This window comes from Beijerinckia indica subsp. indica ATCC 9039 (genome assembly GCF_000019845.1).
Classification (GTDB): domain Bacteria; phylum Pseudomonadota; class Alphaproteobacteria; order Rhizobiales; family Beijerinckiaceae; genus Beijerinckia; species Beijerinckia indica.
In genome coordinates, this window is the sequence record NC_010581.1 from 1169253 (window position 1) to 1193549 (window position 24297).

General features: G+C 55.0%; 21 protein-coding genes. 9 read left to right on the plus strand and 12 right to left on the minus strand.

Going from position 1 to position 24297, the window contains the following annotated elements; translation table 11 throughout:
• Positions 1–270: 270 nt before the first annotated feature.
• From cysQ to BIND_RS20035, 3 genes are all read left to right on the plus strand, one after another.
• Positions 271–1137, plus strand: a complete 867-nt coding sequence (cysQ, locus tag BIND_RS05175) for a 3'(2'),5'-bisphosphate nucleotidase CysQ (RefSeq protein ID WP_012384020.1) — start codon at positions 271–273, stop codon at positions 1135–1137.
• Positions 1138–1305: 168 nt separating this feature from the next.
• The gene (locus BIND_RS05180) at positions 1306–1899 is read left to right on the plus strand and encodes a DUF1134 domain-containing protein (protein ID WP_012384021.1); all 594 of its coding nucleotides are present in this window, start codon (positions 1306–1308) and stop codon (positions 1897–1899) included.
• A gap of 142 nt (positions 1900–2041) precedes the next feature.
• Positions 2042–2800, plus strand: a complete 759-nt coding sequence (locus BIND_RS20035) for a hypothetical protein (RefSeq protein WP_012384022.1) — start codon at positions 2042–2044, stop codon at positions 2798–2800.
• A 123-nt stretch (positions 2801–2923) separates the two neighbouring features.
• On the opposite strand, the gene BIND_RS05190 is transcribed toward BIND_RS20035, so the two are convergent.
• Positions 2924–3346, minus strand: coding sequence for a hypothetical protein (locus BIND_RS05190; protein ID WP_244395964.1), 423 nt, complete (start codon positions 3344–3346; stop codon positions 2924–2926).
• Between the two features lie 86 nt (positions 3347–3432).
• On the minus strand, positions 3433–4110 hold the full coding sequence (rpe, locus tag BIND_RS05195; RefSeq protein ID WP_012384024.1) for a ribulose-phosphate 3-epimerase: 678 nt from the start codon (positions 4108–4110) through the stop codon (positions 3433–3435).
• A 365-nt stretch (positions 4111–4475) separates the two neighbouring features.
• On the opposite strand from rpe, the gene BIND_RS05200 reads away from it, so the two are divergent.
• Entirely contained in the window at positions 4476–5033 is a 558-nt protein-coding gene (locus BIND_RS05200) for an HdeD family acid-resistance protein (protein WP_012384025.1), read from the plus strand.
• A gap of 424 nt (positions 5034–5457) precedes the next feature.
• Here the strand turns inward: BIND_RS05200 and BIND_RS05205 are convergent, their stop codons facing one another.
• From BIND_RS05205 to BIND_RS05245, 9 genes are all read right to left on the minus strand, one after another.
• A complete protein-coding gene (locus BIND_RS05205; protein ID WP_012384026.1) occupies positions 5458–6270 on the minus strand; it encodes an SDR family oxidoreductase in 813 nt (270 codons plus the stop codon).
• Between the two features lie 208 nt (positions 6271–6478).
• Positions 6479–7813 carry an FAD-binding oxidoreductase gene (locus tag BIND_RS05210; protein WP_012384027.1) on the minus strand — a complete coding sequence of 445 codons (1335 nt, stop codon included), beginning with the start codon at positions 7811–7813 and terminating at the stop codon, positions 6479–6481.
• A complete protein-coding gene (locus BIND_RS05215; protein ID WP_012384028.1) occupies positions 7804–8259 on the minus strand; it encodes a GtrA family protein in 456 nt (151 codons plus the stop codon). Before BIND_RS05215 ends, BIND_RS05210 begins: the two co-directional genes overlap by 10 nt.
• 7 nt (positions 8260–8266) lie before the next feature.
• The gene (locus BIND_RS05220) at positions 8267–9724 is read right to left on the minus strand and encodes a UbiA family prenyltransferase (RefSeq protein WP_012384029.1); all 1458 of its coding nucleotides are present in this window, start codon (positions 9722–9724) and stop codon (positions 8267–8269) included.
• A gap of 490 nt (positions 9725–10214) precedes the next feature.
• The gene (locus tag BIND_RS05225; protein WP_012384030.1) at positions 10215–10772 is read right to left on the minus strand and encodes a D-glycero-alpha-D-manno-heptose-1,7-bisphosphate 7-phosphatase; all 558 of its coding nucleotides are present in this window, start codon (positions 10770–10772) and stop codon (positions 10215–10217) included.
• A 199-nt stretch (positions 10773–10971) separates the two neighbouring features.
• The gene (rfaE1, locus tag BIND_RS05230) at positions 10972–12465 is read right to left on the minus strand and encodes a D-glycero-beta-D-manno-heptose-7-phosphate kinase (RefSeq protein WP_050763911.1); all 1494 of its coding nucleotides are present in this window, start codon (positions 12463–12465) and stop codon (positions 10972–10974) included.
• A 637-nt stretch (positions 12466–13102) separates the two neighbouring features.
• Positions 13103–14233: an AGE family epimerase/isomerase gene (locus BIND_RS05235; protein WP_012384032.1), complete on the minus strand. Its 1131-nt coding sequence runs from the start codon at positions 14231–14233 to the stop codon at positions 13103–13105.
• 310 nt (positions 14234–14543) lie between these two features.
• On the minus strand, positions 14544–15668 hold the full coding sequence (locus BIND_RS05240; RefSeq protein WP_244395966.1) for a polysaccharide biosynthesis/export family protein: 1125 nt from the start codon (positions 15666–15668) through the stop codon (positions 14544–14546).
• A gap of 511 nt (positions 15669–16179) precedes the next feature.
• Positions 16180–17652 carry an undecaprenyl-phosphate glucose phosphotransferase gene (locus BIND_RS05245; RefSeq protein ID WP_012384034.1) on the minus strand — a complete coding sequence of 491 codons (1473 nt, stop codon included), beginning with the start codon at positions 17650–17652 and terminating at the stop codon, positions 16180–16182.
• Positions 17653–18687: 1035 nt separating this feature from the next.
• Here BIND_RS05245 and BIND_RS05250 point away from each other — a divergent pair.
• Together BIND_RS05250 and BIND_RS05255 are read left to right on the plus strand one after the other, a co-directional pair.
• A complete protein-coding gene (locus tag BIND_RS05250; protein WP_012384035.1) occupies positions 18688–18960 on the plus strand; it encodes a hypothetical protein in 273 nt (90 codons plus the stop codon).
• A 343-nt stretch (positions 18961–19303) separates the two neighbouring features.
• Positions 19304–19966 (plus strand): class II aldolase/adducin family protein, encoded by a 663-nt coding sequence (locus BIND_RS05255; RefSeq protein ID WP_041778484.1) that lies wholly within the window; start codon positions 19304–19306, stop codon positions 19964–19966.
• A gap of 18 nt (positions 19967–19984) precedes the next feature.
• On the opposite strand, the gene BIND_RS05260 is transcribed toward BIND_RS05255, so the two are convergent.
• Positions 19985–21169, minus strand: a complete 1185-nt coding sequence (locus tag BIND_RS05260) for a 2'-deoxycytidine 5'-triphosphate deaminase (RefSeq protein ID WP_012384037.1) — start codon at positions 21167–21169, stop codon at positions 19985–19987.
• A gap of 177 nt (positions 21170–21346) precedes the next feature.
• Here BIND_RS05260 and BIND_RS05265 point away from each other — a divergent pair, with 177 nt between their 5' ends.
• The 3 genes from BIND_RS05265 (at position 21347) to argE (ending at position 24293) form a co-directional block, all read left to right on the plus strand.
• Positions 21347–22573, plus strand: a complete 1227-nt coding sequence (locus BIND_RS05265) for an O-succinylhomoserine sulfhydrylase (RefSeq protein WP_012384038.1) — start codon at positions 21347–21349, stop codon at positions 22571–22573.
• Positions 22574–22680: 107 nt separating this feature from the next.
• Complete coding sequence (gene apaG / locus BIND_RS05270; protein WP_012384039.1) at positions 22681–23073, plus strand: Co2+/Mg2+ efflux protein ApaG; 393 nt, start codon at positions 22681–22683, stop codon at positions 23071–23073.
• 41 nt (positions 23074–23114) lie between these two features.
• Positions 23115–24293, plus strand: a complete 1179-nt coding sequence (gene argE / locus BIND_RS05275; protein ID WP_012384040.1) for an acetylornithine deacetylase — start codon at positions 23115–23117, stop codon at positions 24291–24293.
• Positions 24294–24297: the final 4 nt, after the last annotated feature.

Consider the following 24297-nt stretch of genomic DNA (forward strand, 5'->3'; position numbering starts at 1 on the left):
ATCCTTGCCGGAGAAGGCTTGCGGTCTGACGCAAAAATCCCCGAATTCCTATATGAGCGTAAGGCATGAACCTTATGCCGAAATGGAGACGGTTGGCCTGGCTCGGCCGGAACCATGGTGATCTTTCGTCTCATGGTCATTCCCGCTATAGCGGGTTAGATTAACGGAAATTCATATTAACGTTACGCAGTGGCGCGGGATGCATCAGGTCAAAATTCAAGGGGCGAACCAAGGCCTGAAGAGAGACCGGGTCGAAGCGTGGGGAGCATAATGAACGGCACGAAAATTCAAATGCCTCCTGCCGCGCAACAAAAGGTCGCGTGCGAAGACCGCGATACCATAGCCGAAATTTTCGCGGCCATTGCCCTTCGCGCCTCAGTCGAGGTCATGCGGATCTATGCTTCCGATTGCCACGCGAGACGCAAGCCGGATCAAAGCCCTGTCTGCGACGCGGATGAACAGGCTGAAGCGATCATTCTCGAACAATTGGCCGTTCGCCTGCCGCATCTGCCGGTCGTGGCGGAGGAAGCCTCCGCGCGGGGTGACCGGCCGCGTTGCGGTTCGTCTTTCATTCTGGTCGATCCGGTCGATGGTACGAAGGAATTTTTGAGCCATACTGGTGAATTCACGATCAATATTGCTTTAATCGAGGCGGGGACACCGATTGCCGGGGTGGTCTATGCCCCAGCGCTCGACCGGCTGTGGCTCGGCGGCACAAAAGCCTTTGTCTGCACGGTTGCTCCCGGCGGTGTCTTGCCGCCTGTTTCAGCCCGCCATGCCATTCATGTGCGGCGGGCTCCATCCCATGGCCTGACGGCATTGGCTAGTCGCTCGCATTCCAATGCCGAGACCGAGGCTTTTCTTGGCCGGCTTGCCATTGCGGAGCGACATTCCGCCGGGTCCTCGCTTAAATTTTGCGCCGTCGCCGAAGGCGAAGCCGATGTCTATCCCCGTTTCGGTCCGACAATGGAATGGGATACAGCCGCAGGCGATGCGGTTTTGCGTGCGGCGGGCGGACTCGTCCTTGGCCTCGATAATCAGCCGCTGCATTATGGCAAGGCGACGGAGCTTTATCGTAATGATTTCTTCATTGCCTGGGGGGATCGCGCGCTCGTTCCCGAAAAGCCGATCGCATGAGGGGCGGGCCTAGCTTATGGGTTGGGCTCAAGGGCCAAGCTCAAGGGCTTTGGCATATGCGTGAAAATTCATTCTCGTTATAATCATTCGTTAACCGTTTGCATCAATGCTCTCGCGACGAGATCGGCGCGCCGGAGAGAAGAGGTCGTGCGGTTGACGGAGGGACCGATGCACTCACGCAGGACAATGACGAAAGGACTGCTCTCAGTCGCTGCCGGGCTGGGATTGTCCGGTGCAGGGTTGGTTCGCGCCAAGGCTAATCCAGGTTCTGAGCGGCCTGATGAAATTTCCACCGATGAAGTGATCGAGAGCGGTCACCGTTTTTTTGGTTCGCTCTCTCGCGGCCTCGCCAAAATCGTCGAAAACGCGACCAAGCAATGGGGGAGGCCCAACGGCTATATTCTCGGGCAGGAAGCCAGCGGCGCTTTCATCGGCGGTCTGCGTTATGGCGAAGGTGTCATGTACACACGCAACGCCGGCAATCTGCGCGTCTATTGGCAAGGCCCTTCGCTGGGTTTCGACGCCGGGGCAGATGGTGATCGCACTATGATGCTTGTCTATAATCTGCCGGCGGCCCAGGCTATCTACAGCCGTTTTGGCGGAGTCAATGGATCGGCCTATGTCATTGGCGGTTTTGGCATGACGGCGCTGATGACCGATGATATTTATGTCGTACCCATCCGTGCTGGTATTGGCGCGCGTCTTGGCTTGAATATCAGCTATTTGAAATTCACTCCGACCTCGACCTGGAATCCATTCTGAGTGATAGCGGAAGGAGCCTTTATTCAAAAAAGGGGCGCCACTTTTTGGATAGATTTGACGCGCTATTAAAGATTCCAGAGCGTCGTAGAGGATGCTGAATTAAAGAGTAGCGCTTGGACTGTCTGATGTGTGACAGGGCTTCATGATCGAGCAAATCATGATTTTTGGCCTTGGTTTCCTGCTAGCGGGACTACTGGCGCTCGCCTTTACCCCTGTCTTCTGGAACCGGGCTTTGCGCCTGACAAGGCGCCGGCTCGAAAGACAGATGCCGCTGTCGCCTCAAGAAATCCTTGCCGATCGTGATTTCATTCGCGCCGAGGCTGCCCTCCTTCAGAGGCGGATGGAACAGAAACTCGAGACCGCCAATCAAGCCCATATCGCCGATATGGTCGAGATCGGCCGCCGGGAATGGCGGATCACCACTCTTGCCAACGAACTCGCGCTTCAGAGTGAATTAGCGCATGAGCGTTTGAATGAAATTGGCCGTCTCAATCAATCCCTGGAAGAAGCGGCAACAGAAACCGCTGGCCTCGAGCGGCGCTTCGAGACGATACGGTTTTTATGCGAGGAGCAAGCCTCGGCCCTGCAGGCTCTGCAGGAGGAAAAAGAGCTTTTGACACGCCAAAAAACCGACAAGACCCTGGCTTTATCGAATTGTCTTAACGCGTTGGCTCAATTGCACGAAGAGCATCGATCCTTGCGCGATCTCTACGAGGCTGATGGGGAAAAAGTGCAAAATCTTGAGAACCGCTTGGCTGAAACGCGGGCCAAGGAGGGACAAATCCTGGAGCAGCAGGTTCTTTTGCGACAGGATATCAAGGATTTGGGTACTGCAGTCGTGCGGATCGTCAAGGAGAAGCAAGCAGTCCTTTCCAAGGAAATGGATCGTCCAGCACGATGAATGCGCCGAGCTTCTCGACTTTTCGCCTATCAGATGCACGAAAAGTCGAGAATGTGGCGTTTCTCCTCGGCCTTTCCTCTTGAGATAAGCACGGCCGAGGATTGGTAATGAAAGGTTCAGATCCTACAATTCTTCCATATAGGGCATCACCTTGAAAATATCCTTGTCGTTATACTTTCCATAAATCTTGACGACATCCTTGCCGAGCTGGCCGAGAATGAAGAAATCGCATTCTGGATTGATGCATTTCTTGAACAGTGGAGCCATATGCTCGATATCGACATTGGTATCGAAAATATAGAGGGAGGGACTTTGCCGCCACCAGGTCAGGGCATATTCCTCGACAATCTCCACCAGATCCTCGTAACGCCTCTTCTGATTGGGTTTGCGGGCGACGTCATTGTCTTCGATCCGGAAATTCAGCCAATAGGCAATATTGCTCACGATTGTTCCTCTGGTGGGGCTAGCGACAAACGGATGGGTCGCTGCTGGATAATCAAAAACCGGTCCAGTTCTGGCTTGCTCTTCAAGCCAGACAGCGCTCACGGATCAAGGCTCGTCCAGAGATGAAACGTTTGGGCGCCGCGCGAGCTCATACCGGATTTCGATGACGGTTTTGTCGGGATCCTGCGTCAGGCCGCATGTCGTTTGCCAAGGGCTCCCGCGCGAATATTGGCAATATTGGTCCGATAATGGTCCGGGCCGCCTTTGAAGACCGCGGAACCCGCCACCAAAGTGTCGGCTCCGGCCTCGACCACTTGCCGCGCGGTTTCTGGATTGATGCCGCCATCGACCTCAATCCGGATCGGCCGTTCACCGATCAATTGTCGCAATTCCGCGACTTTGCCGATAGCGGACGGGATGAAGGCTTGACCGCCGAAACCCGGATTGACGGACATCACGAGCACGAGATCGACGAGATCGAGGACATGCGCGACATGGGCGACAGGGGTGGCCGGATTGAGCACGACGCCGGCCTGCTTGCCGAGCGCTTTGATCGCTTGCAATGACCGATGCAGATGGGGGCCCGCCTCGGCATGAACCGAGATGAGATCGGCGCCTGCCTCGGCGAAAGCGGCGAGATAGGGATCGCAGGGAGCGATCATGAGGTGAACATCGAAACAAAGCGATGTATGCGGCCGGAGCGCGGCGACAATGGCGGGACCGATCGTGATATTGGGTACGAAATGTCCGTCCATCACATCGACATGGACCCAATCTGCGCCGGCCTCAGCAATGGCCTTAACCTCCTCGCCGAGCTTGGCGAAATCGGCCGACAGAATGGAAGGAGCAATGGCAAGGGGATTCATTTCGCCTCCGACACGATCAGGGTACAATCCCTCCAAGGGAATCGCTTCTAGGATCAGCCCTGTTTATTTTCAAAGCCATAGGTCACGATGTCTAATTCCGATTTGAAGCATCATGCACTATAAGAAAATGTCTGACTTTTTCTCCCGAGGCTTTTATCGCGAACGTCTGTTTCCTGCAAAATTTCCTGCTTCTTAACTGAGGAACAAACTTCGGAAGAGTTTGTTTCACTTAAAATAGACTCTGAATCATAATCCAAGAACTTAAACCTGTAGAGCAAGTATTTATTATTAAATAATTAAATCGAAAGAATAATTCCTGCGAAGTTGATCAGATATTTTCTTGAACTGGAACGAAAGGAGCGGCAATGAGCTTCAATACGTCTGCGTCCATCAGTGAAAGGGCGGTACTGCCCTTATGGGCCTGCCTTTTGTTGGGTGTGGTCTTCATCGCCGCTGGTATTTTCATCCTTGGCGATGTCATTTTGGCGACCCTCGTCAGCACTGTTATCATCGGTCTCTGTGCCATTGTCGGCGGTCTCTTTGAAATCTTTCATGCCTTCTGGACCAAAGGATGGGGCGGGTTCTTCTTGCAGATTTTTCTGGGCGTTCTCTATGTCGCCGGTGGCGTTGTGCTGGTGAACCAACCGGTCGTGGGGTCTCTCATCCTGACCTATGTGCTTGGTCTGGTCCTTTTGATTTCCGGCTTCGTGCGCCTCTACCTGGGTGTCAGGTTTTGGTCGCAATTGGGATGGCTTTTGTCCCTTTCAGGGGCCTTTGGCGTAATCGCGGGCCTGGTGATTCTCATCGGTTGGCCAGCCAGCGGATTATGGGTGCTGGGCTATCTTCTCGGCTTCGATATGATCTTTCAGGGCGTGGGCTGGCTGTGCCTCGCATTGCCAACCAGCAACCGCGTGCCGGCTTAGAGTATGATGCGTTTTTAGAAAGAGAGAGCATCGGGCAGGATTCACTTTGAAAGTCCGACGCTCTGACTTCCCTGACGAAGAATAGATCCAGGCTGGCCATCATTGCCATAGTCCTGGATTGGTTTTCTTGGATTGCCTCTCAAGGCACTCAACCGGACGACCAAGTCAAAGGTCTGTAAGCCGGTCAAAGTTGGCCGGAGCATTGGACGCTCAAACAGCACTGCCCGTTCATCTGGGTTCAGTCGGGAGCGACATTCTTAAAGAGAACATTTCCTGATTCAACTGGATCAGGAAATGTTCTCTACCTCTTTGTTTTAACGGATAATTCTTATCCTAAAAATTTCCACCTTTTGGGATTATGCTCCAAGCCTTTATCAAGGCATCAGATTGATCCCAAGAGGGCATCTTCCTTTGGATCTGACTTCTAAATCCGCAGGCGTTTAAAAATCGACTCTGGGATCAATGTGATGATGGTCATCACAAGGTACCAGACGGGTTTGACATAAATCACATTGCGCGGATGCACGACCGCGGCGCGATAGATTGCCTTGGCGACTTCGACAGGTTCGGCGGTGAGCGGCCCTGGTAAGGGCATGCCTGCTGTCATGCGCGTGCGCACGAATCCGGGTTTGACCGTCAGAACATGGACGCCTGTCTTGCCGAAGCGGTTACGCAAACCAGAGAGGAAGGCTGAGAAACCGGCCTTGCCGGCGCCATAGACATAATTATTGGCGCGTCCACGATCTCCAGCGACTGAACTGACACCGACAATGACACCCTGATCCCGCGCAGCGAATTTTTCAGCGAAAAGACCAAGCAGCAAAGCTGGCCCCTCAAAATTCGAACGAATGATGGTGCGTGCATGGAGGAGATCGGTTTCGGCTTTTGTCTGATCGCCCAGGAGGCCAACCACGGAAAGAACCAGATCCGGCAGAATGGGCAGGTTCTTGATGAAATCCTCGAAAGTCTCCGTCTCGAGAATATCGAGTGGATGAACCGAGACATCGGCGCCACTGCGGGCCGCTATATCACCGGCCTCGCGCGTGAGGGACTCCTTATCTCGACCGGCAAGCAGGATGGTGAAACCGGCTTCGGCGAAGAGCAAGGCGCAAGCGCGACCGATATCGGACGTGCCGCCGATCACCAGGAGGGATTGCGCGTCCTTCGGGGAGTTTTCAGGTAGATGTGCCAAGTCGAACCGCCCCAATGATCGATAAGCTCGAAGTAGGAACCACATCTCTTTCAGAGAGAAAGAGAAATAGTCCGGGTTGGATGATGATCCGGTGCTCCAGAAAGAGCGTTGGCCTTGACGGACACCGGTTGAACATCGCTCATTCAACAGAAATGGAAACGATGTTCTCTAACACTTTGTTTTTCTGCATAATTTTGTCCCAAAGGTGTTAGCCTTTGGGATTATGCCGTGATCTTGAAACCGCGCCGATCGGTCAAATACCAAGCCGCTCCGACAGGTGCGACGTCAGCTTGGTGTCGGCTCCGATCTTGGCGCGGATCTCGCGGAAACGCTCGAGACCGGGATAGCCGGCCGCGAATGTTGCGGCTGACTGCCGCGCATCCTTGGCCAGATAGATCCGTCCGCCCGCCGCGATGACCAGTTTGTCGATCTCGTCGAGAAATTCAAACAGGCCGCGATCGATCGAAAAATCGAGCGCCAATGAATAACCGGGACTGGGGAAAGACAGGATCCCAGAGGAGGAAGCGCCGAATTTTTTCAAAACGGCGAGGAAGGATGCATTGCCGCGGTTGGCGATGCGGCGAAGAATTTCCGCCAGGGTCGACTGCGCCTTTTCCTCGGGAATCACGGACTGATGCTGCACGAAGCCGCGTTTGCCGTAGATGCGATTCCAATCATGCACGCCATCGAGCGGGAAAAAAGACGGATCGATGCCACTGAGGTAGGGAACGCCCGCCATGAGCGCGCCCTTGCGGAAATACAGCATATTGAAGGCGGTGACGCTGAGCCGGTTGAGGGCAAAGGACGGAAAATCCAGTGGCACCCCAAGAGCCTCATGGCCAACGGTTGGGAAGAGGGGAGCACCAGGCTTCAGTTCGTCGACAGCTTCCGGTGTCGCATGTTCACCGAGATAGACGAGCGAGCGACCGAGTGATTTGCCCGTCGCGAGACAATCGATCCAGGCGGCGCAATAGGTCGCGTCCTCGTGGCTCGACAGGCTTTCGAGCGCCGTCTCAAGATTTTTGGCAACGACGGTTTCCTGTTGAACCCAGCCGCTTGGCACTTCCATCATGCGGAATGTCGCATCGAGGATCACGCCGGTCAGACCCATGCCGCCAATGGTCGCATCGAACAGATCTTCATTTTCCGTCCGGGAACAGACCGCCACCTCTCCCGAGGGAAGGGCAAGCCGCAAGGATATGACATGGGTGCCGAAACTGCCGGCCGCATGATGATTCTTGCCATGCACATCGGCTGCGATCATCCCGCCGACGGTCACGAATTTCGTGCCGGGGACAACGGGCGGAAAATAGCCTTTGGGCAGAAAGGTCTCGATAATATCGGCGAGCAAGGTCCCGGCCTCGACCGTGAGAAGACCTGTTGCTGGATCAAAGGCGCCAAGACGATCGAGGCCGAGCATGGAAAGGCTCGACATGGTTCCGATCGCCGCATCGCCATAGGCCCGGCCGTTGCCGCGCGCGACATAATGCGAAAGCTTGTGCTGAAGAGAGAAAACTTCGGTCTGGTTCGCTGGAGCGAACACGGTGGAATCGAAGCGCGGATACCGGCCCCAACCGCTCAGTTCCATGAGGTCGCCTTAGTTTTGAAAGTGTAGGTACGATCAAGCACATATTTGGCAAAATTGCCGAATGCAAGACCAACGACAGCCCCTGTATATTTGGCAGTTTCGGTTTTGCCAATCACAAGGAAGAGAAGTTCGAAACCCCAGAAGACCAGGGTCATGGCGACACTGAAACTCGCATAGAGAAAGATCTTGCGGGCTTCCTGTGCCGCTCCATCATAATCGTCGAAGAAGATCCAATGTTTGTCGAGAAAATATTTCACGACGAATCCGACCCCGGTTCCGGCCAGGATGGACAGCATCAAGGCTTCGACGGGGGCATAGCGGAAGACGAGCGCCTGGGTCCCGAGGTTCATAATGCCGGCAATAATGGCGAAAAGAACGTAACGGACGAATATGCCAGCCGATTGACTGCCTTGCCATGGTACGCGGAGGGTGGAGCGATCGGACATGTGGATCCTATAGAGCGGCGACGATCATGATCAAGGCGATGAGAAGGCCACAGATCAGGCTCACGCGATCCTTCAGGGCGAAGATGATCGGATCGTCGTTGACGAGACGCCGATGCGCCATCATCAGCACACGAGAGATCCAATAAAGGAGGATCGGACAAACCAGCCATAACAATTTCGGGTGACGGTAAAGTGTATGGACGGTATCGGACGAAATATAGAGCGCGAAAACGGTGACTGCATTCAATCCTGATGCACCCGCGAGCGAGGCGACAATATCCGCATCGCTCAATTTATAATTACGATTCGATGGATCAGGCAAAGATGCGTCGATTCGCACTGCTAATTCTATATAGCGCTTGATGAGCGCGAGCGACATGAAAAAGAACATCGAAAAGGCAAGCAGCCATTCCGAGACACCGACATCGATTGCCGCCGCGCCGCCAATGACCCGCGATGTATAGAGCATCGCCAAGGTCACGACATCGATCAGCATCTTGGTCTTGAGTGAGAACGTATAGGCATTGGTCAAGGCGAAATAGGCCAGGAGAACGCCGAGGAACGACCAGGAGGTTGCAGCGGCGAGCCCCAGGGAGACTAGCAAGAGCAGAGGGATCGATAGCGCCCCCTGGACGATCGGTATCGTGCCCGAGGCGAACGGACGCTTCCGTTTGGTCGGATGCTGGCGGTCGGCCTCGATATCCACGAGATCATTGAGAACATAAACGCTGGAGGCGCAGAGGGAAAAAGCAAAAAAAGCCTGGAGCGCGAGGAAAAAAGAGAAGAGATCGAATTTATGCGCTGTCAGAAGGGGCAGAAAGACCAAGGCATTCTTGGCATATTGATGGATGCGAAACAGCTTGAGCCAGCTCTTAAGGCGCGGCTTGTTGTTTTCGACGATCTCAATGTGATCCGTAGCAAGGCGCGATTGGAGGCGGGAGGGTGGTCTGACCGCCATGCCCTTGGCTGCCGCCGCCCAGACAGGAAGATCCACCTTGTCGTTCCCGATATAATCGAAACCCTGGTTGCCGAATTTCTCGACGAGCAAGCCAGCTTTATTGTGCGAAGAAGAATTGAGCGTGGCATTCGAGCCGAACCAGCCCGTAAAGACGCCGAGATGATCGGCGACCGCGCCGACAAGGCGTTCGTTGCTCGCGGAAGCGAGATAGACCGGCCGTCCTTCCGCCCGCGCCTTCTCGACAATTTTCAGCACCGTCTCATTATAGGGCAGGGTTGCCGGGTCGAGACTGTCGGTTTCGGCGATCACATGTTTGAAATAGGCTTTACCCTTGAATAAAGCCCGCAGAAGAGGAAAAGCCGCCAAGGGCGCCTTGCCGATCCGTCGGAACAGACCTTCGACCAGTAGATCGGAATTGATCAATGTGCCGTCGAGATCGACGACAAGGGGGCGATTTTGAGCTGAAACCCGATCACCCTCAGGACTTGAGGACGCGATTGTTGCCACACGGTCTCCTGAAGAGTCAGTCTCGTCGGGCAAAGGGGCGGGCGAGGAATGATCCGTCATGGTTCATCAGGTCCGTAACCGGCTTCGGTCCTGCCTCGGGCAAAGAGTCGAAGGGAGAGAAAGGAATATAAACAAGGTGGAGGCTGCTCGCGGGAAAAGCAACCTATGGCCACGTATCAGCTGACCACCAAGACTGAAACATCATTGGCTTGCTCCAGGCTTTCTACGCAACCATGAGCATCCGATCTCCAGAAGGAATCACTTCAAGATCATCATGATAAGATTCGATGAAGGCAATATTTTTGCAAGCAAAACACCTCGATCGAAAAAATTCGGCCTGTCGATGATGCCCGCTCGTTCGAGGCACGAAGGTCAAAATCATCACTAGGCTGGAGTGATGCTCTCAATCATCAGAGGCCGATCAAGATATGTATTTTCAAAATGCTAGAGTACATATTTAAACTTGAACATCGGGTCCTTGAGGAGCGGCTCAAGCCTGGATCATGAGCCGCTTGAGATGATCGCTGGCTTCGACCAGATCCCGGCAGACGGGAATGTTCAATCCCAGCGCATAGTCAATATCTTCATGTCCATGGCCGGTGGTGACAAGGAGGGCCGCGGCGCCGACCGCTTCTGCCAGGTCGAGATCGCATTTTTTGTCGCCGATCATTACCGAGCGGCTTGGATCAAGGTGAAGATCACTTGCTGCTGCCTCGATCATGCCCGGCAGGGGCTTGCGGCAATGACAAGCGGGATCGTCCGGTCCATGGGGGCAGAGATACCAGCCGTTGATGATGATCCCCTGCGCGGCGAGAAGATCGGCGACACGCTGGTTGACGGCATGCGCCGCCTCCAAGGTGAAATAGCCGCGTGCGATGCCCGATTGATTGGTGACGACGACAAGGGGCAGGCCAAGCTGGGCCATGGCCTTGAGCCCTTCGACAGCGCCGGCGAGCAGGACGACTTGATCGGGATCGCCGAGATAATGTCTCTCTTCGATGAGGGTCCCGTCTCGGTCGAGAAAAATGGCTGGCGACAGCTGAGGCATTGCAATCTCGGGAGGATTTTCGCGGCGTTCTGGCGAGGCGGAGAGTGGCCGCGACCATTGACCATAGGCAAGCCATTTGTGGATGGCCTGCCACATTGCCTTCGACGAAACCGTTTACCGCATCAAGACGGCCAAGTCCTCCGTCTTTTGCCAAGGTCGTCGGTGGTCGTCGTGTGACCCGATGGACGCTTCGTCACGGTCAAACCGTCTCGCCCTCTTTGGGCTGTGTATTTGCTTCCTGGCGGCCCGCAGCTTTGCTGATGATCCCGGTCGTGCTGCGTCCAGGCACCAGTTCAGCGCGAAGAACCTCACCGCCTCGGCTGAGGACGAAATCCGCGCCGACGATTTGACTGACCTCGTAATCCGCACCCTTGATGAGGACATCGGGCGCCAAATATTCGATGATTTCGCGCGGTGTATCCTCATTGAAGATCACTACCACATCGACGGAGGCGAGAGCCGCGAGGACGAAAGCGCGATCCTGTTCGGAATTAACCGGACGTGTCGGGCCCTTGAGGCGCCGTACGGATTCATCGCTGTTGATTGCAATGATCAAGCGATCGCAATGAGCGCGGGCGAAATCGAGCAAGCTGACGTGGCCGGCATGCAGGATGTCGAAACATCCATTGGTGAAGCCAACCTTGAATCCATCCCTTTGCCAGGCGGAGATACGGGCCTTGGCGGTTTGCCAGGAGAGAATATGGGAGGAGGGGGGCAGAAGACCCTGACGTGTCTCTCGTTCGAGCTCTTCGAGCAATTCTGTCCGGGTGACGGTCGCTGTGCCGCGCTTGCCAACGACGATGCCGGCGGCCGCATTGGCAAGGCGCGCCGCGGCTTCCATTTCACCACCAGCGCCGAGCGCCAGGGACAGAGTCGCGACGACAGTATCGCCCGCACCCACAACGTCGAAAACCTCATGCGCGCTGGCCGGAATATGCGTAGGCGACCCATCGCGGCCGATGAGCGTCATGCCCTTTTCCGCGCGTGTGATGAGGATATTGTCGATTGCCGCGCGCAGCAGTGTTTCGCGACCCGCCGCGATCGCCTGCTCATCATCTGTGGGATCAATGCCCGTCGCCTGTTCTATTTCCTTGGCGTTGGGCGTGAGGACGGTTGCGCCGGAATAACGTTCGATCCGCACGGATTTGGGATCGACGATGATCGGTATGCCATAGGAACGGGCGGCGCAGATGGTTTCGGCGAGAACGTGATCGGTCAGGACTCCTTTTGCGTAATCGGACAGAACGACGGCCTGATGGTGGGGCAAAGCGGCCTTGAAAGCGGCGATCAGAGCGGCTTCTGTCTCGGCGAGAATCCAATCCGCGCGTTCCTGATCGGCGCGCAGCATATGCTGTCCCTGGGTCACGAAACGGGTTTTTTCGGTCGTCGAACGGTCCGTGACACGAAGCAGCGCCGGCTCGACCTGGGACGCTTCCCCAATCTTGCTTTCAAGCTCGCGGCCCGCTGCATCGTCACCGATGACGCCCATGAGCGTGCAATGGCCGCCCAGGGCCGCAATGTTACGCGCGACGTTGGCGGCGCCGCCTGGAACTAAATAATTATTGTCAATCGTCAGAACAGGGACCGGCCGTTCAGGCGAAATGCGTTTGACCCGCCCCTCGATAAACCGGTCGATCATGACATCGCCCACGCATAAAATACGGATCGAGGAGAAGTTTTCGACCAAGCTCATCGCAAGCCCCATCACGAATAGTTGTTTGTAGCACCAATCCAGAAGTGGACACCACTTTTGGAACTAATTGATGCCTTTTCTAAGGTTAGAGCATGTCGTCTGATTACGATTCTGAAGAGATATGCTCTAGCGGAAACGCCGAAGAATGAAGCACACAATCAGCAGCACCTATGACGCCATGGCGCTCTGTTCGTCCGGCGTGATAGCCTTCACTTAGAGCATCGATCGTTCAAGTTTAATCGTGTCCGATACTCTAGATCTTTGAAAATCCATCAGATTGATCCTGAAAAGTGGTCCGCACTTTGGATCCGATGCGCTAGTGTACCGAATATTTATGAAGGATATTCTGCGAATTGGTCAAGTCTGAAAACGCACTTGCTTTGCTTCTGACTTTAAAATGTAATCTCTATACATAGGCACGTTCACACGCGCACATAGGCGAAAACATTTGAAAGTTCATAGGCTTAGCTGATCATGGTTGGGGTGTCGGGGGATGTTCCCCGCGATTGGCAAGTGGCGGTTTCAGCTTCAGAACATTGTTTGACGGGAGAGCACGCGTCAATGGTTTCAATCGTGCTCTCCGCCTTTGATGGCAAATCCCGCCGCGGAGATCAGCCCATTTTGGGGTGTTTCAGGATTATTCCCAAATTTTCAGGCCCTTGAAGCCCCCCACGATGTGGTAGAGAGAACTGGCCGGAACAGGACCTTTTTGGAAGCCACCATTTTCGGGATCGTAATGTTCGAACCACAGCCCTGATCGCTCTGTTTCGAGGAAACGCCATAGAGCGGTAAAAGCCTGACGGACCCGGTCAGGATCTGCTTCCGGATGGCGTCGTTTCCAGGCTGCTTCCGCACGCAGCCATTCGGCGTGGGGCCAGAGTCTGACCTTGGCGTCGTGCAGACTTCCATCGAGGCCGATTTCACCAAAGAGGAAACCGCTTTTCCGATCAACGCCATGACGATGCGCGAAGTCATAGATCTGATCGAGATAAGGGACCGTTTGTCCCGTCAACGACTCGTATTGGTCCAGCAGCCAGACCCATTCGAACAGGTGCCCCGGTTCCACTGCTTCCCGGATATCGGGTCCGGAGCGTCCAAGTGAATCATCGAAATATTCAAGAATGGCGCCCGTTTCGGGATCGAAAAAATGGTTCTTGAAAAGATCAACGAGATTATGCGCGAGCGCCGGAAAGACCGTTTTCTCGCCGCATCCAACCCAAGCAAGGCTTGCCTCGAGAAGATGCATGTGCGGATTTTGCCGGCGTGGCTTTTCCGCTGGAATGCCTTCGACGAAGCCGCCCCTTGGATGTGACAGAACTTTCGAAAAGAAGGCGGCGAGGCTCAACGCTTCCTGCGCGAGTTTCGGGTCTTGTGTGATTGAATAGGCTTGAGCCAGGGCGAAGAGGACAAAAGCGAGATCATAGGTATCTCGCTGATCGCCGACAGCATTCCCGTCGAGGTCGAAATTGGAAAGAAAGGCGCCTTGCGGATGGCGGGCGCGGGAAAAGATGAAATCAATACCATGAAGCACAGCTTCCCGTGCCTGCGGGATATTATGTTTCGCAGCTTGCGAGAAGACATAAATCTGCCGTGTGATGACGCGCAGACGCTTGCGGTTGGCGCTATTGACGCCGGTCACAAGATCGAGCGCGTCAAAAAAACCACCTTTTTCCCAATCAATTCCTTGGCTCTGCCAGAGGGGCAAAGCTGATTTTTCCAGCCATTGTTCAGCGAGGCCGATTTCGTGGCCAAAGGTGTCGTGCTGCATCCGTTCAATCCCGCTTTTCGGCGTTTTGTTGAGCCCTGTATTTATGAATCGACGGTGCGCCCGAAATTTGTTTTCGCTCATATATTATGAGTAAAATCAGGTGAGATCGAACTGACTCTGTCCAGGAAAAGCAGGTTTTCGGCAATATTGGCTCTTCGGATCGATAATCTGTGATCGTTCCGAGGGTCGTGGAAAGCGTGACCCGATTTCGATTTATAGGAAAGGCGCTAAACTTCCAAAAAAGAGTTCTCCCCTTGGAAAAAGGGAGAACTCTGTTCTTGAATCTGACCCGTTTTAAACGAGTTTTATATTACGGTGCAACAACCGCGTGACCGGCGACATCGGCCCGAGTAATGGAAGCTCCGGCGATGGGACTCTCGATGGAATGAGCGGTAACGGCAACGTGATTGACGAAGGAGAGGAACTTATCAATCTCATAGGATTGGGCGTTGGCGACGAAGAGAATGTCCTGATTGCGCACTTGCAATCGTGTCGCGAGGAAATAGCCACCCGGATCACGAAGATTGACTGTAAAGATGACAGGCACGAGCTCGTCGTGAATATTGTTGACGTCAATGCCGAGCCGCCGCGCCACTTCGCGCGGTTCACGCCGATAGAGATAGATGGAGGTCGCGTCGGCCTGCTGATCGACGAGACCCGCCGCCTTGGCTACGGCTTCCGCTAGATTGATGCGCCAGGCATCGAACGGGAACTCGCCTTGGTTTCCAGTCGCGCCAAAAGCGAGGAATTTTTGCTGCTCGCGATAGACATAGATGCGATCGCCGGGCTGCACGAAAATATTGTTCGACGCATTCATCACGAGATTTTCGAACGGCACTGTCGCGCGGCGATGGTCGCGTTCGAGCATGACCCAGGTCTCGTAACCCTGGCCCTTGATGCCGCCAGCGCGCGTGATTGCATCGAGAATGCGATCGCCAGCACCCGCGGCGGGCATGGCAAAGCGCAAAGGCGTATTAACCTCGCCAATGATGCTGATCAAAGAGGTACGCTGCTGTGACAGCGCGACGACGACCTGCGGCTCGATCGCCCGATTCTTGATGCGGGCTATAATATCGTTCTGAATTTGCACATTGGTGCGGCCTGCGGCGCGGATAGCACCGGCGTAGGGGACAGTGATGTTGCCATCATTATCGACGACTTGGTCTGGCAAGGCGACGTAATTACCCGGCCTTACACCGGCCTCGAGCGGAATGTAGAGGCCCCCTGCTGCCGCTTCGAAAACAGTGACACTGACGATATCGCCGACGCCGAATTTGATGTTCGAAGAGGGCCGCCTGTCCGTGAACGTGCCGGCCAACCCTTTGGGTTCAAAGGCGGCGATCACATCGATCGTTTCGGGTGTCAGGGGGACGAGCCCGTAAGGGCTTGTTGGGGAGGATTGCGCGTTGATGCTAGCGGAGGAAGGTCCGCTCACCGGGAAAAAGGCACAGCCTCCGGCAGGAAGGAGGCCAATTGCTAGGCTGGTCAAAGCAACCCATCGAAACGCCGACATAACCAACCCCAATTTAGGAACCTGCGACTCATAACGCGTCGGGATCAAATGGACCAGCCGGCCATCCCCGATTCAAAGGTCCTTTTGGAAAATTATCCAGTATGTGTTACATAATTAACACAACTTCTCAGAAGAACAGGGATTTTTTTAAGGATAGGGAATTATAAGCACAATAGATCTACCATGGCATTAACTATAATTTCGAAACGCCACGCGGGCGCCCATGACATTAACCTTGGTTTCCTTAGACGGAGAATCAAGCTTAGTATCAAAAGGCGCGATCAACGTAAACCGATGCCTTCGAGCATGGACAGGAGATGCGTGGCTGAATCGTAAATATTGGGAGGGAAGTCGATAGATTTATGATGGACTATCGACCATGGAGACCAAGGCAAGGGCCGAAACGGATCAATCTTCCGCTCCGGCCCGCCGATCAATAAGCACGATTGCGCAAAACCTCGAAACAGGTGCGCAGCAGAATGCTGATATCGAACGCCAGCGACCAGTGATTAATATACCACAGGTCCAGCTTGACCCGTTCCACCATTTGCTCGAGACGGCCGGTCTCGCCCCGCAAACCGTTGACCTGTGCCCAGCCTGTCATGCCAGGCTTAACATGATGGCGAAAAGCATATTTCGCGATCAAGGCCTTATATTCATTGTCATGAGCAAGAGCGTGCGGCCGCGGGCCGACCAGGGACATATCGCCCTTGAGGACATTCAGTAATTGCGGCAATTCATCAATGCTGGAACGCCGCAGGAAAGCTCCCACCCGGGTCACGCGCTGATCGTTGCGCTGGGCCTGCTTCACGACGGCGCCATCCTCCATCACAGTCATGGAGCGGAACTTATAAATCAGGAACAGGCGGGAGTTAAACCCGTTGCGCCTTTGCTTGAAAATCACCGGCCCCTTGCTGTCCAATTTGATTGCGAGGGCTGCGATAAAGAAGATGGGTGAGAGCAGGGCCAAGGCAATCGAGGCCAAGACAATATCGACAATGCGTTTGACGGCTCTTTCGGGCGAGGTCAGGGGCGCGCGCTGGAGCTCGAGCGAAACGACTGGACGTCCCGTGGCAATACCGCGCCGGCCGAGAATCGAACGAATATTGTGATCCGGTAAAAGCGTGACCGGCAGGGGAGAAGCGCGAAGCTGTTCCCGTGCAGTTTCGAGCAAGGGGCGGCTGCTCCAGCGCAGGGCTATGACGAATTCCTCAGCATTGAGGTCGCGCGCCGCGTCCATGGCCTCAAGGAAATAGGAATTCTCTGTCGCGGGATTGGCCCTGACATCGCCGATATCCGTCAGCGCGATGCGAGCGACTTCCTTCAAACCAAAATAACGGAAAAGATAGGACGCGCTCAAGCGCTGTAATTCACCGCTTTCGCCGATCGTGACGACGCGCCGTCCGGCAAGGTTGCCCGAGGCGACCATGGAGCGAGTCAGTTTTTCTTCCAGCAGTCGCGCAATGACGAGGAAGCTGATCTGCAACAAGCCGGTGGAGACCATGGCACCGCGTGACATGGCGGTGCCAACTTTCAACAGAAAGAGGCCAGCAGCGACGAACATGCCGACAGCAAGCCAGTAGAAGAAGATACGAGCCAGGTGCCGGAGAGGGGAGAGGAGAACGGGCAGCCGATATAAACCATGTGAGCGCGCGACATAGGCATAAAGGAGGCTATTCGTGACGCCGACACCGAAACTGGCTTCCAAGCCGACAAAATCGCCATAGGCGATATATTGAAAAAGGATAGTACCGATGATGCTGGCAGAAATTATAAGTATAATATCAATGAGTGCCGCGATCCACTCGATATTTTGGTAAGATATATTGATATGCTGAGCGAACCAGGAATGGTGCTCGACATGATTTCCCTGTTCGACCATCTCACCAGTACGGCTGAAATACATCTAGCTGAGCCCGCTTCAGTTCCGATCCTTCGTTCATAGCACCAAAACACTAAGGTCTCAAGACTGATAAAGTTGTCTGCACTTGAGAATACCGAGCCTCGAACATCCGAAAATCGAAATGGGCGTGCGCGTCTGTGGCGCGCCTAACGAGGAAATAAGCCCTTCTCCATATTAGGCTATTCTATGGTAACGTCCATTGAAAAGGATAGACAAGCTAGGATTTCCGATCGCGGGATTCAGGCACTCGTTGTGAAGAGCGAATATTTTGCACATTCTTATTGTCTTTAACTCACGCGCATGGCGGCAAGACTGGCTCCCGTCTCTTTAAGAGTGACGATTTCAGCGTGCCTCTTGATGAAATCGCTGACGTGATATGCTGGTTCAGGCAAGTCATCGGGCTACTCTTGATGTGTGAATGTCTCGATCTTGCGAGAGACAAGAGCATTGAGAGAAATTCAAAAGTAATATATAATTTATTTTAAGACATTTTCGTGTCTGGCCGTTTTGCTTTCGGCTTCAGAAAGCGTTCCACGCGAGGCCGCGAGCCAGCCGAGTCTTTAGTATTGTGTCTCAGGGTGAAGGCGCCGGGGGATCAAAATCGCCTTCTCAAAAATGTTCGGATGGCGTTCCTTCAACCCGTCGCGTTCCCATGGGTTGAACATCGGCCGCAATATGTCATGCGGTGATCTCCCTGTATTTGAATGGGTTTCGCGGCCTTTCTGTTTCCTGCGGAGTCGACCATCCCGAAGTGACAGGGCTGTCGTGTCCACCCAAGGTTCAGCCTAAAATTCGCTTGCGCGGCGGAGCTTTAGAGTCCATCCTGAATGGCAATATAATGATTGAAGGAAGTGAACCTTCGGCATCCTTCGATGAATATTAGAGGGGAGGACTGAGGCAAAACGAACGAAAGTGTCGGAATTAAGCAGATATTGGGATAAAAACATCAAGCCTGATATTGCTTAGAATTGTATAGAATAAATAAAGCGCCAATTAAAACAAGGCGCGATAAAATCAAATCAATCAGGGAGGTATGACATGAGCGTTTTACTGATCGGAAGTGTCTTCATAGGGGCCTTGCTGGGCCGTTTCTTCAAAGTTCTGGTTCTCATCCCGACGTTTGCAGCTATTGTGCTCTTGTGTCTCACCATGCCACAGGTTTGGCACGGCGGAGTTCCTGGGTTCGTCTTTGCTCCCCTTTTAATCCTGTGCGCGCTTCAGGTGGGTTATCTGATGGGTCTTTTGAGCGCGCCTCCCAAGAAATCCCTTCGCTTCGTCGGTAAACCCTTGGTTCACGGCTCGCGTTCCTGAGCCACATCGTGATCCTCGCGGTGTGAGTCCTTAACACTCCCAAGAGCTGCAAGCTTTTGGGACAGAGATTGTGCGCCAAAGAATTTCGAGCATTTTCTGATCCGATTGAAGCAGAAAATGCTCGAAATTGCGTTCGGTCGAGTATTCAAAGCCTTGCGGCAGTCTGCTTCAGATGTGTTGACGTGATCGGATCAAGTTCTGCTTACTGATCTGAAATGACCCCGTGTGTCTTTCCCTTATCCCGAAAAATCGGGCCTGCTTTTTGGTTAGATGCTGTAGACTTGCGTCGTGCAGCGTCTCGGATAGAGCGGTGTCATTGGGAAAGACATTCGAGGGACAGGGTTTGAACGAATCCGAAGAAGAAGCTCTTCGCTGGTCGATCGTAGAGGCGTGCCGGAACATGCGCGGCCTTGGTCTGAACCAAGGGACGTCGGGCAATATTTCAGTGCGTTGGGGCGAGGGTCTTTTGATCACGCCTTCGGGTTTGCCCTATGATCAGATGCAGGCGGCCGACATCGTCTTTCTGAAGTTCGATGGCACATTCGTTTCAGACCGTCCGATTGTCCCATCCTCCGAATGGCGGATCCATCGGGATATTTTGCTGGCCAAGCCGAGCGTCAATGCCGTCGTTCACGCGCATCCCGTCTACAGTACGGCCTTCGCCATGTGCCGGCGGGAAATCCCAGCCGTTCATTATATGATCGCTGCCGCAGGCGGTCCGACGATCCGTTGCAGTGATTATGCGACTTTTGGCACGCAGGCACTTTCCGAGACGGCGCTCAAGGCGCTCGAAGACCGCACCTGCTGCCTGCTTGCTAATCATGGCATTATCGCCACGGGTCCCAATCTCGCCAAGGCTCTGTGGCTGGCCGTGGAACTCGAGACGCTCTGCCAGCAATATTACGTGGCTTCGCAAATCGGCACACCGGTCATCCTATCGGACGCGGAAATCGCTCTTAATATCGAGAAGTTCAAAAGTTACGGTCTGAAGCCGCGCCCCGCCTGACACTTCAGGCGGGAAATTTCAGCATTCTTGAAAATGTTTTGAAAGCTTCAGGCCCTGCCCCTGGTAATGGGCGCCCTCCAATTGGCCATAGACGGAGAGCGGCGCCTCGGCCATTTTCTCATAGACGAGACGCCCGACGACTTGCCCGTTTTCCAAGATGAACGGGACTTCCCGGCTGCGGACCTCGAGAACAGCCCGGGCGCCAGGCAAATTGCTGACGGTATGGCCGAAACCTGGATCGAAAAATCCCGCATAATGGACGCGAAATTCTCCCATGGCTGGATCGATTGGCACCATTTCCGCGGCAAGATCCGGTGGAATATGCAGTTTTTCGTGGCTCGCCAGAATATAGAATTCGCCGGGATCGAGAATGAGCCGTTGGTCCTCGCGGGCCAGAATCGGCTCCCAGTAATCGGAGACGGCATAGGCCCCGACGCGATCCACATCGAGAATATCGGCGTGTTTTTGCGCGCGATAGCCGATAATCGGCCCTAATGGTTCGCGGCTCAGGGCGACGCGCAGCACAAGGCCGTTGCGCAGATTTAACGGGCCGTCGACGAGGGGGAGCGCTTCGTGCCGTTCCCGCAATTCCTTCTCATCCAGCGAGAAATCATTGCGTTCTAATTGTTGAGAGTTGAGGCGTCGAAACCGGATCTGGTTGAGCCGCGTGCCGCGCCGTACGCGGATGCTGAAACTGCGTGGCGAGACTTCCGCATAAAGCGGTCCCTCATAGGCCCGCGCGGCGCGATCGAACACTTCACTGCGATCGGTGATGAGTCGTGTGAAAATATCGAGCCGGCCGGTCGAGCTTTTGGGATTGGCAATGGCGGAAATGCTTTCCGGCAGTTTGAGGGATTCCAGAAGGGGAATCACATAAACGCAGCCGCGCTCCAGAACGGCGCCATGACCCTCGAGGCTGATTTCTTCCGAATTGAGATTAGCGAGTTGTCCTTCGACCGTACGGTCCTTGCCGGGCAGAAAACTGGCCCGGATGCGATAAGCCTTCGGGCCGAGCCGCAGATCGAGACTGGCGGGCTGAATCTGGCCGTTGTCGAGTTCCGGGCTCATGATCATGCCGCGCCGGACCATCACTTCTATCTTCTGGCGCGGCAAAAGACCAAATTGCGAACCGAATTCCACCGCACCGGCGACAGGCTCGGAACGCTGATCCGCGCTTTTGATGGAAGAAGCTTGCGTCGGCATGAGGGTCCCCGGAGCGAACCCAAAGGGGATACCCCTTTTGGGATCAATTTGTGATGCGTTATAAAAGATCTCTGGACTTGAGATGCGGTCCTGGCCCCAGTAAGCACGTCACACGATAGGTTTTCAAGCCGGTGACGAAGCTGCACGGCAGCAAGCTATTCTTCGAGGAGCCCACCCATGCAGGATTTCAAGCCGCCGCGTGATCCAGAAGGCTGGCGGACGGCGACCCGGCTCGTTCATGGTGGAACGACGCGTTCCCCTTTCGGTGAAACCGCCGAAGCGATCTTTTTGACCCAGGGCTATGTCTATCCGACGATGGAAGCGGCCGAAGCACGTTTCAAGGGCGAGGAACCGGGTTTCGTCTATTCCCGCTACAATAATCCGACTAATGCCATGTTCGAGGAACGCATGGCCTTGCTCGAGGGAGCCGAAGCGGCCCGTGCGACTGCGAGCGGCATGGCGGCGGTAACGGCCGCTTTGCTCGCGCCCTTGAAGGCCGGTGATCATGTCGTCGCTTCGCGTGCCTTGTTCGGCTCCTGCCTCTATATTGTCGAGGAATTGCTGCCGCGCTACGGTATTGCCTCCACGCTGGTCGATGGCAAGGATTTCAAGGCCTGGAAAGACGCGCTGCGGCCGCAGACCCAGACCTTGTTTCTGGAAAGCCCAACCAATCCAAGCCTCGAGGTCTATGATATTGCGGCTGTCGCGGCGATTGCCCATGCTCATGGCGCGCGCCTCGTCGTCGATAATGCCTTCGCTTCGCCCATGTTGCAGAAGCCGCTGCAACTCGGCGCTGATTGCGTGGTCTATTCGGCGACCAAACATATCGATGGGCAGGGGCGTTGCCTTGGTGGTGTCGTCCTTTCGAGCAAGGATTTCATCGAAACGCATCTCCAGACCTATTTGCGCCAGACGGGTCCCGCTCTGTCTCCCTTCAACGCATGGATTCTTTTGAAGTCCCTGGAAACCCTGCCGCTGCGTGTCCAGCAGCAGATGGCCAATGCGGCAAAAGTCGCCGATTTCCTGGCGGATCATCCGCTGATCGCGCGCTGTTTCTATCCTGGCCGCGCCGATCACCCGCAAGCCGAGATCGTCAAACGGCAAATGCTCGGGGGAGGCACGATGGTCGCCTTCGAGGTCACGGGCGGCAAGCCGGCCGCCTTCGCCTTCGCCAATGCTCTGTCGATCATCAAGATTTCGAATAATCTCGGTGACGCCAAAAGCCTCATCACGCATCCGGCCACGACGACGCATCAGCGTCTCACACCGGAGGCGCGTGCCACCATGGGCATCGGCGAGGGACTGCTCAGACTGTCGGTGGGGCTCGAGGACGCGGAAGATCTGATCGCCGATTTGCAAGCCGCGCTCGCGGTGCTTGGACAAAAGCAGCTTGCCGCTGAATAAGGCAGGTGACGGGATGGCAAGAGGTGCCGCTTGTGCCTCTTTCCCAGCCTTTTCCTCAGCCGGCCCGTTGTGTTACCTTAACACCCAAACATTAAAGACGACAGGCCATGTACAGCACCATTACCCGCGATATTCAGATCACCGTCCTGACGGAATTCGTGCCGGAACGTTCCGATGCGGATGAGTCCTCCTTCTTCTGGGCCTATACGGTCGAGATCGCCAATCAGAGCGATTTGACGGTGCAACTCACCGGACGCCATTGGAAGATCACCGACGCTAATGGCAAACTTGAGGAAGTCCAGGGCCCTGGCATTGTCGGCGAGCAGCCGGTTTTGAAACCGGGAGAGACCTTCCGCTATACATCGGGCTGCCCACTGACCACGCCCTCCGGCATCATGACTGGCAGCTATCGCATGGTGACGGAAAAGGGGGATGTTTTTGAAGCAGCAATCCCCGTCTTTTCGCTCGATTCCCCATTCTCTCGACAAGTCCTAAACTGATCTTCGGATAAGAGCGGCGTCTCGTCTCAACTGGATTGGCCATGGTGAATTCGCAAAATCCAGATGCCAGGCTGGGCGCTACGCTCGACATGCTTGAATGCCTTATCAGCTTTGACACGGAGAGTTCGAAATCGAATCTGCCCCTCGTTGCGGCGGTCGAGGATTATCTTCGCGAACAAGCTGTTGACTATGTCAAAGTCCCCAATGCGGAAGGGGATAAGGCCGCCCTTTTCATCAGCATTGGGCCGAAAGTGGATGGGGGCGTTGTCCTCTCCGGCCATACGGATGTCGTGCCGGTTGAAGGGCAAAGCTGGACCAGCGACCCGTTTACCCTGCGCCGCGAGGCTGACCGTGTATTCGGGCGCGGAACCTGTGACATGAAAGGTTTCGACGCCCTCTGTCTCGCCATGATTCCGGAATTCAAACAGGCGCGGCTGGCGCGGCCGATCCATATTCTGCTGTCCTACGACGAGGAAATCGCCTGTACGGGCTCGCTGGATACGATTGCTCGTTTCGGTCATGATCTGCCACGTCCGGCGGCAGTGCTGGTGGGTGAACCAACCCTGATGCAAGTCGCCGACGCCCACAAAAGTGTCGCCACCTATCGCACGACTGTTCACGGTCACGAGGCGCATTCCTCGAAACCCTATCTCGGCGCCAGTGCTGTCGAAGCGGGCTGTGATCTCGTGACCGAGCTTTATCGTTTTGCCGAAGTTTTGGCCGCCGAAGGCGATCCGAGTGGCCGTTTCGATCCACCCGCCTCGACCATTCATGTCGGCACGATTCATGGCGGTACGGCGCGCAATATCCTTGCGAAGGAATGCAGTTTCCTTTGGGAGTTTCGTGGCCTGCCAGGCGTGGCGCAGGACCGTGCCTTGCGGCACCTTGAAGACTATGCCGCCCGTGTGGTTTTGCCGAAAATGACCCGTTATGCCCCCAAGGCGTCCATCGAGACTCTGGTCGAGGTGGAAGTTCCGGGGCTTGCTCCAGAAACGGGCTCGCAAGCCGAGAGCCTGGCCTTGAAACTCGCGCGTTCCAATCGGACCATTACTGTGCCTTTCGCCACGGAAGCCGGCCAATTTCAAAAGGCCGAAGTGCCGACCATCGTTTGCGGCCCGGGCTCGATCGACCAAGCGCATCAGCCGGATGAATATATTGCCATTGCCCAGATCGAGGCCGGCATTGCCTTCATGCGCCGGCTCGCGACCGAGATGGGTTGATCTG

Bases quoted from the DNA above. Each gene is read 5' to 3' on its own strand.
- cysQ (WP_012384020.1), top strand. From the start codon at position 271: ATGAACGGCACGAAAATTCAAATGCCTCCTGCCGCGCAACAAAAGGTC.
- BIND_RS05180 (WP_012384021.1), top strand. From the start codon at position 1,306: ATGCACTCACGCAGGACAATGACGAAAGGACTGCTCTCAGTCGCTGCC.
- BIND_RS20035 (WP_012384022.1), top strand. From the start codon at position 2,042: ATGATCGAGCAAATCATGATTTTTGGCCTTGGTTTCCTGCTAGCGGGA.
- rpe (WP_012384024.1), bottom strand. From the start codon at position 4,110: ATGAATCCCCTTGCCATTGCTCCTTCCATTCTGTCGGCCGATTTCGCC.
- BIND_RS05200 (WP_012384025.1), top strand. From the start codon at position 4,476: ATGAGCTTCAATACGTCTGCGTCCATCAGTGAAAGGGCGGTACTGCCC.
- BIND_RS05205 (WP_012384026.1), bottom strand. From the start codon at position 6,270: ATGTGGTTCCTACTTCGAGCTTATCGATCATTGGGGCGGTTCGACTTG.
- BIND_RS05210 (WP_012384027.1), bottom strand. From the start codon at position 7,813: ATGGAACTGAGCGGTTGGGGCCGGTATCCGCGCTTCGATTCCACCGTG.
- BIND_RS05215 (WP_012384028.1), bottom strand. From the start codon at position 8,259: ATGTCCGATCGCTCCACCCTCCGCGTACCATGGCAAGGCAGTCAATCG.
- BIND_RS05225 (WP_012384030.1), bottom strand. From the start codon at position 10,772: ATGCCTCAGCTGTCGCCAGCCATTTTTCTCGACCGAGACGGGACCCTC.
- rfaE1 (WP_050763911.1), bottom strand. From the start codon at position 12,465: ATGAGCTTGGTCGAAAACTTCTCCTCGATCCGTATTTTATGCGTGGGC.
- BIND_RS05235 (WP_012384032.1), bottom strand. From the start codon at position 14,233: ATGCAGCACGACACCTTTGGCCACGAAATCGGCCTCGCTGAACAATGG.
- BIND_RS05245 (WP_012384034.1), bottom strand. From the start codon at position 17,652: ATGTATTTCAGCCGTACTGGTGAGATGGTCGAACAGGGAAATCATGTC.
- BIND_RS05250 (WP_012384035.1), top strand. From the start codon at position 18,688: ATGAGCGTTTTACTGATCGGAAGTGTCTTCATAGGGGCCTTGCTGGGC.
- BIND_RS05260 (WP_012384037.1), bottom strand. From the start codon at position 21,169: ATGCCGACGCAAGCTTCTTCCATCAAAAGCGCGGATCAGCGTTCCGAG.
- BIND_RS05265 (WP_012384038.1), top strand. From the start codon at position 21,347: ATGCAGGATTTCAAGCCGCCGCGTGATCCAGAAGGCTGGCGGACGGCG.
- apaG (WP_012384039.1), top strand. From the start codon at position 22,681: ATGTACAGCACCATTACCCGCGATATTCAGATCACCGTCCTGACGGAA.
- argE (WP_012384040.1), top strand. From the start codon at position 23,115: ATGGTGAATTCGCAAAATCCAGATGCCAGGCTGGGCGCTACGCTCGAC.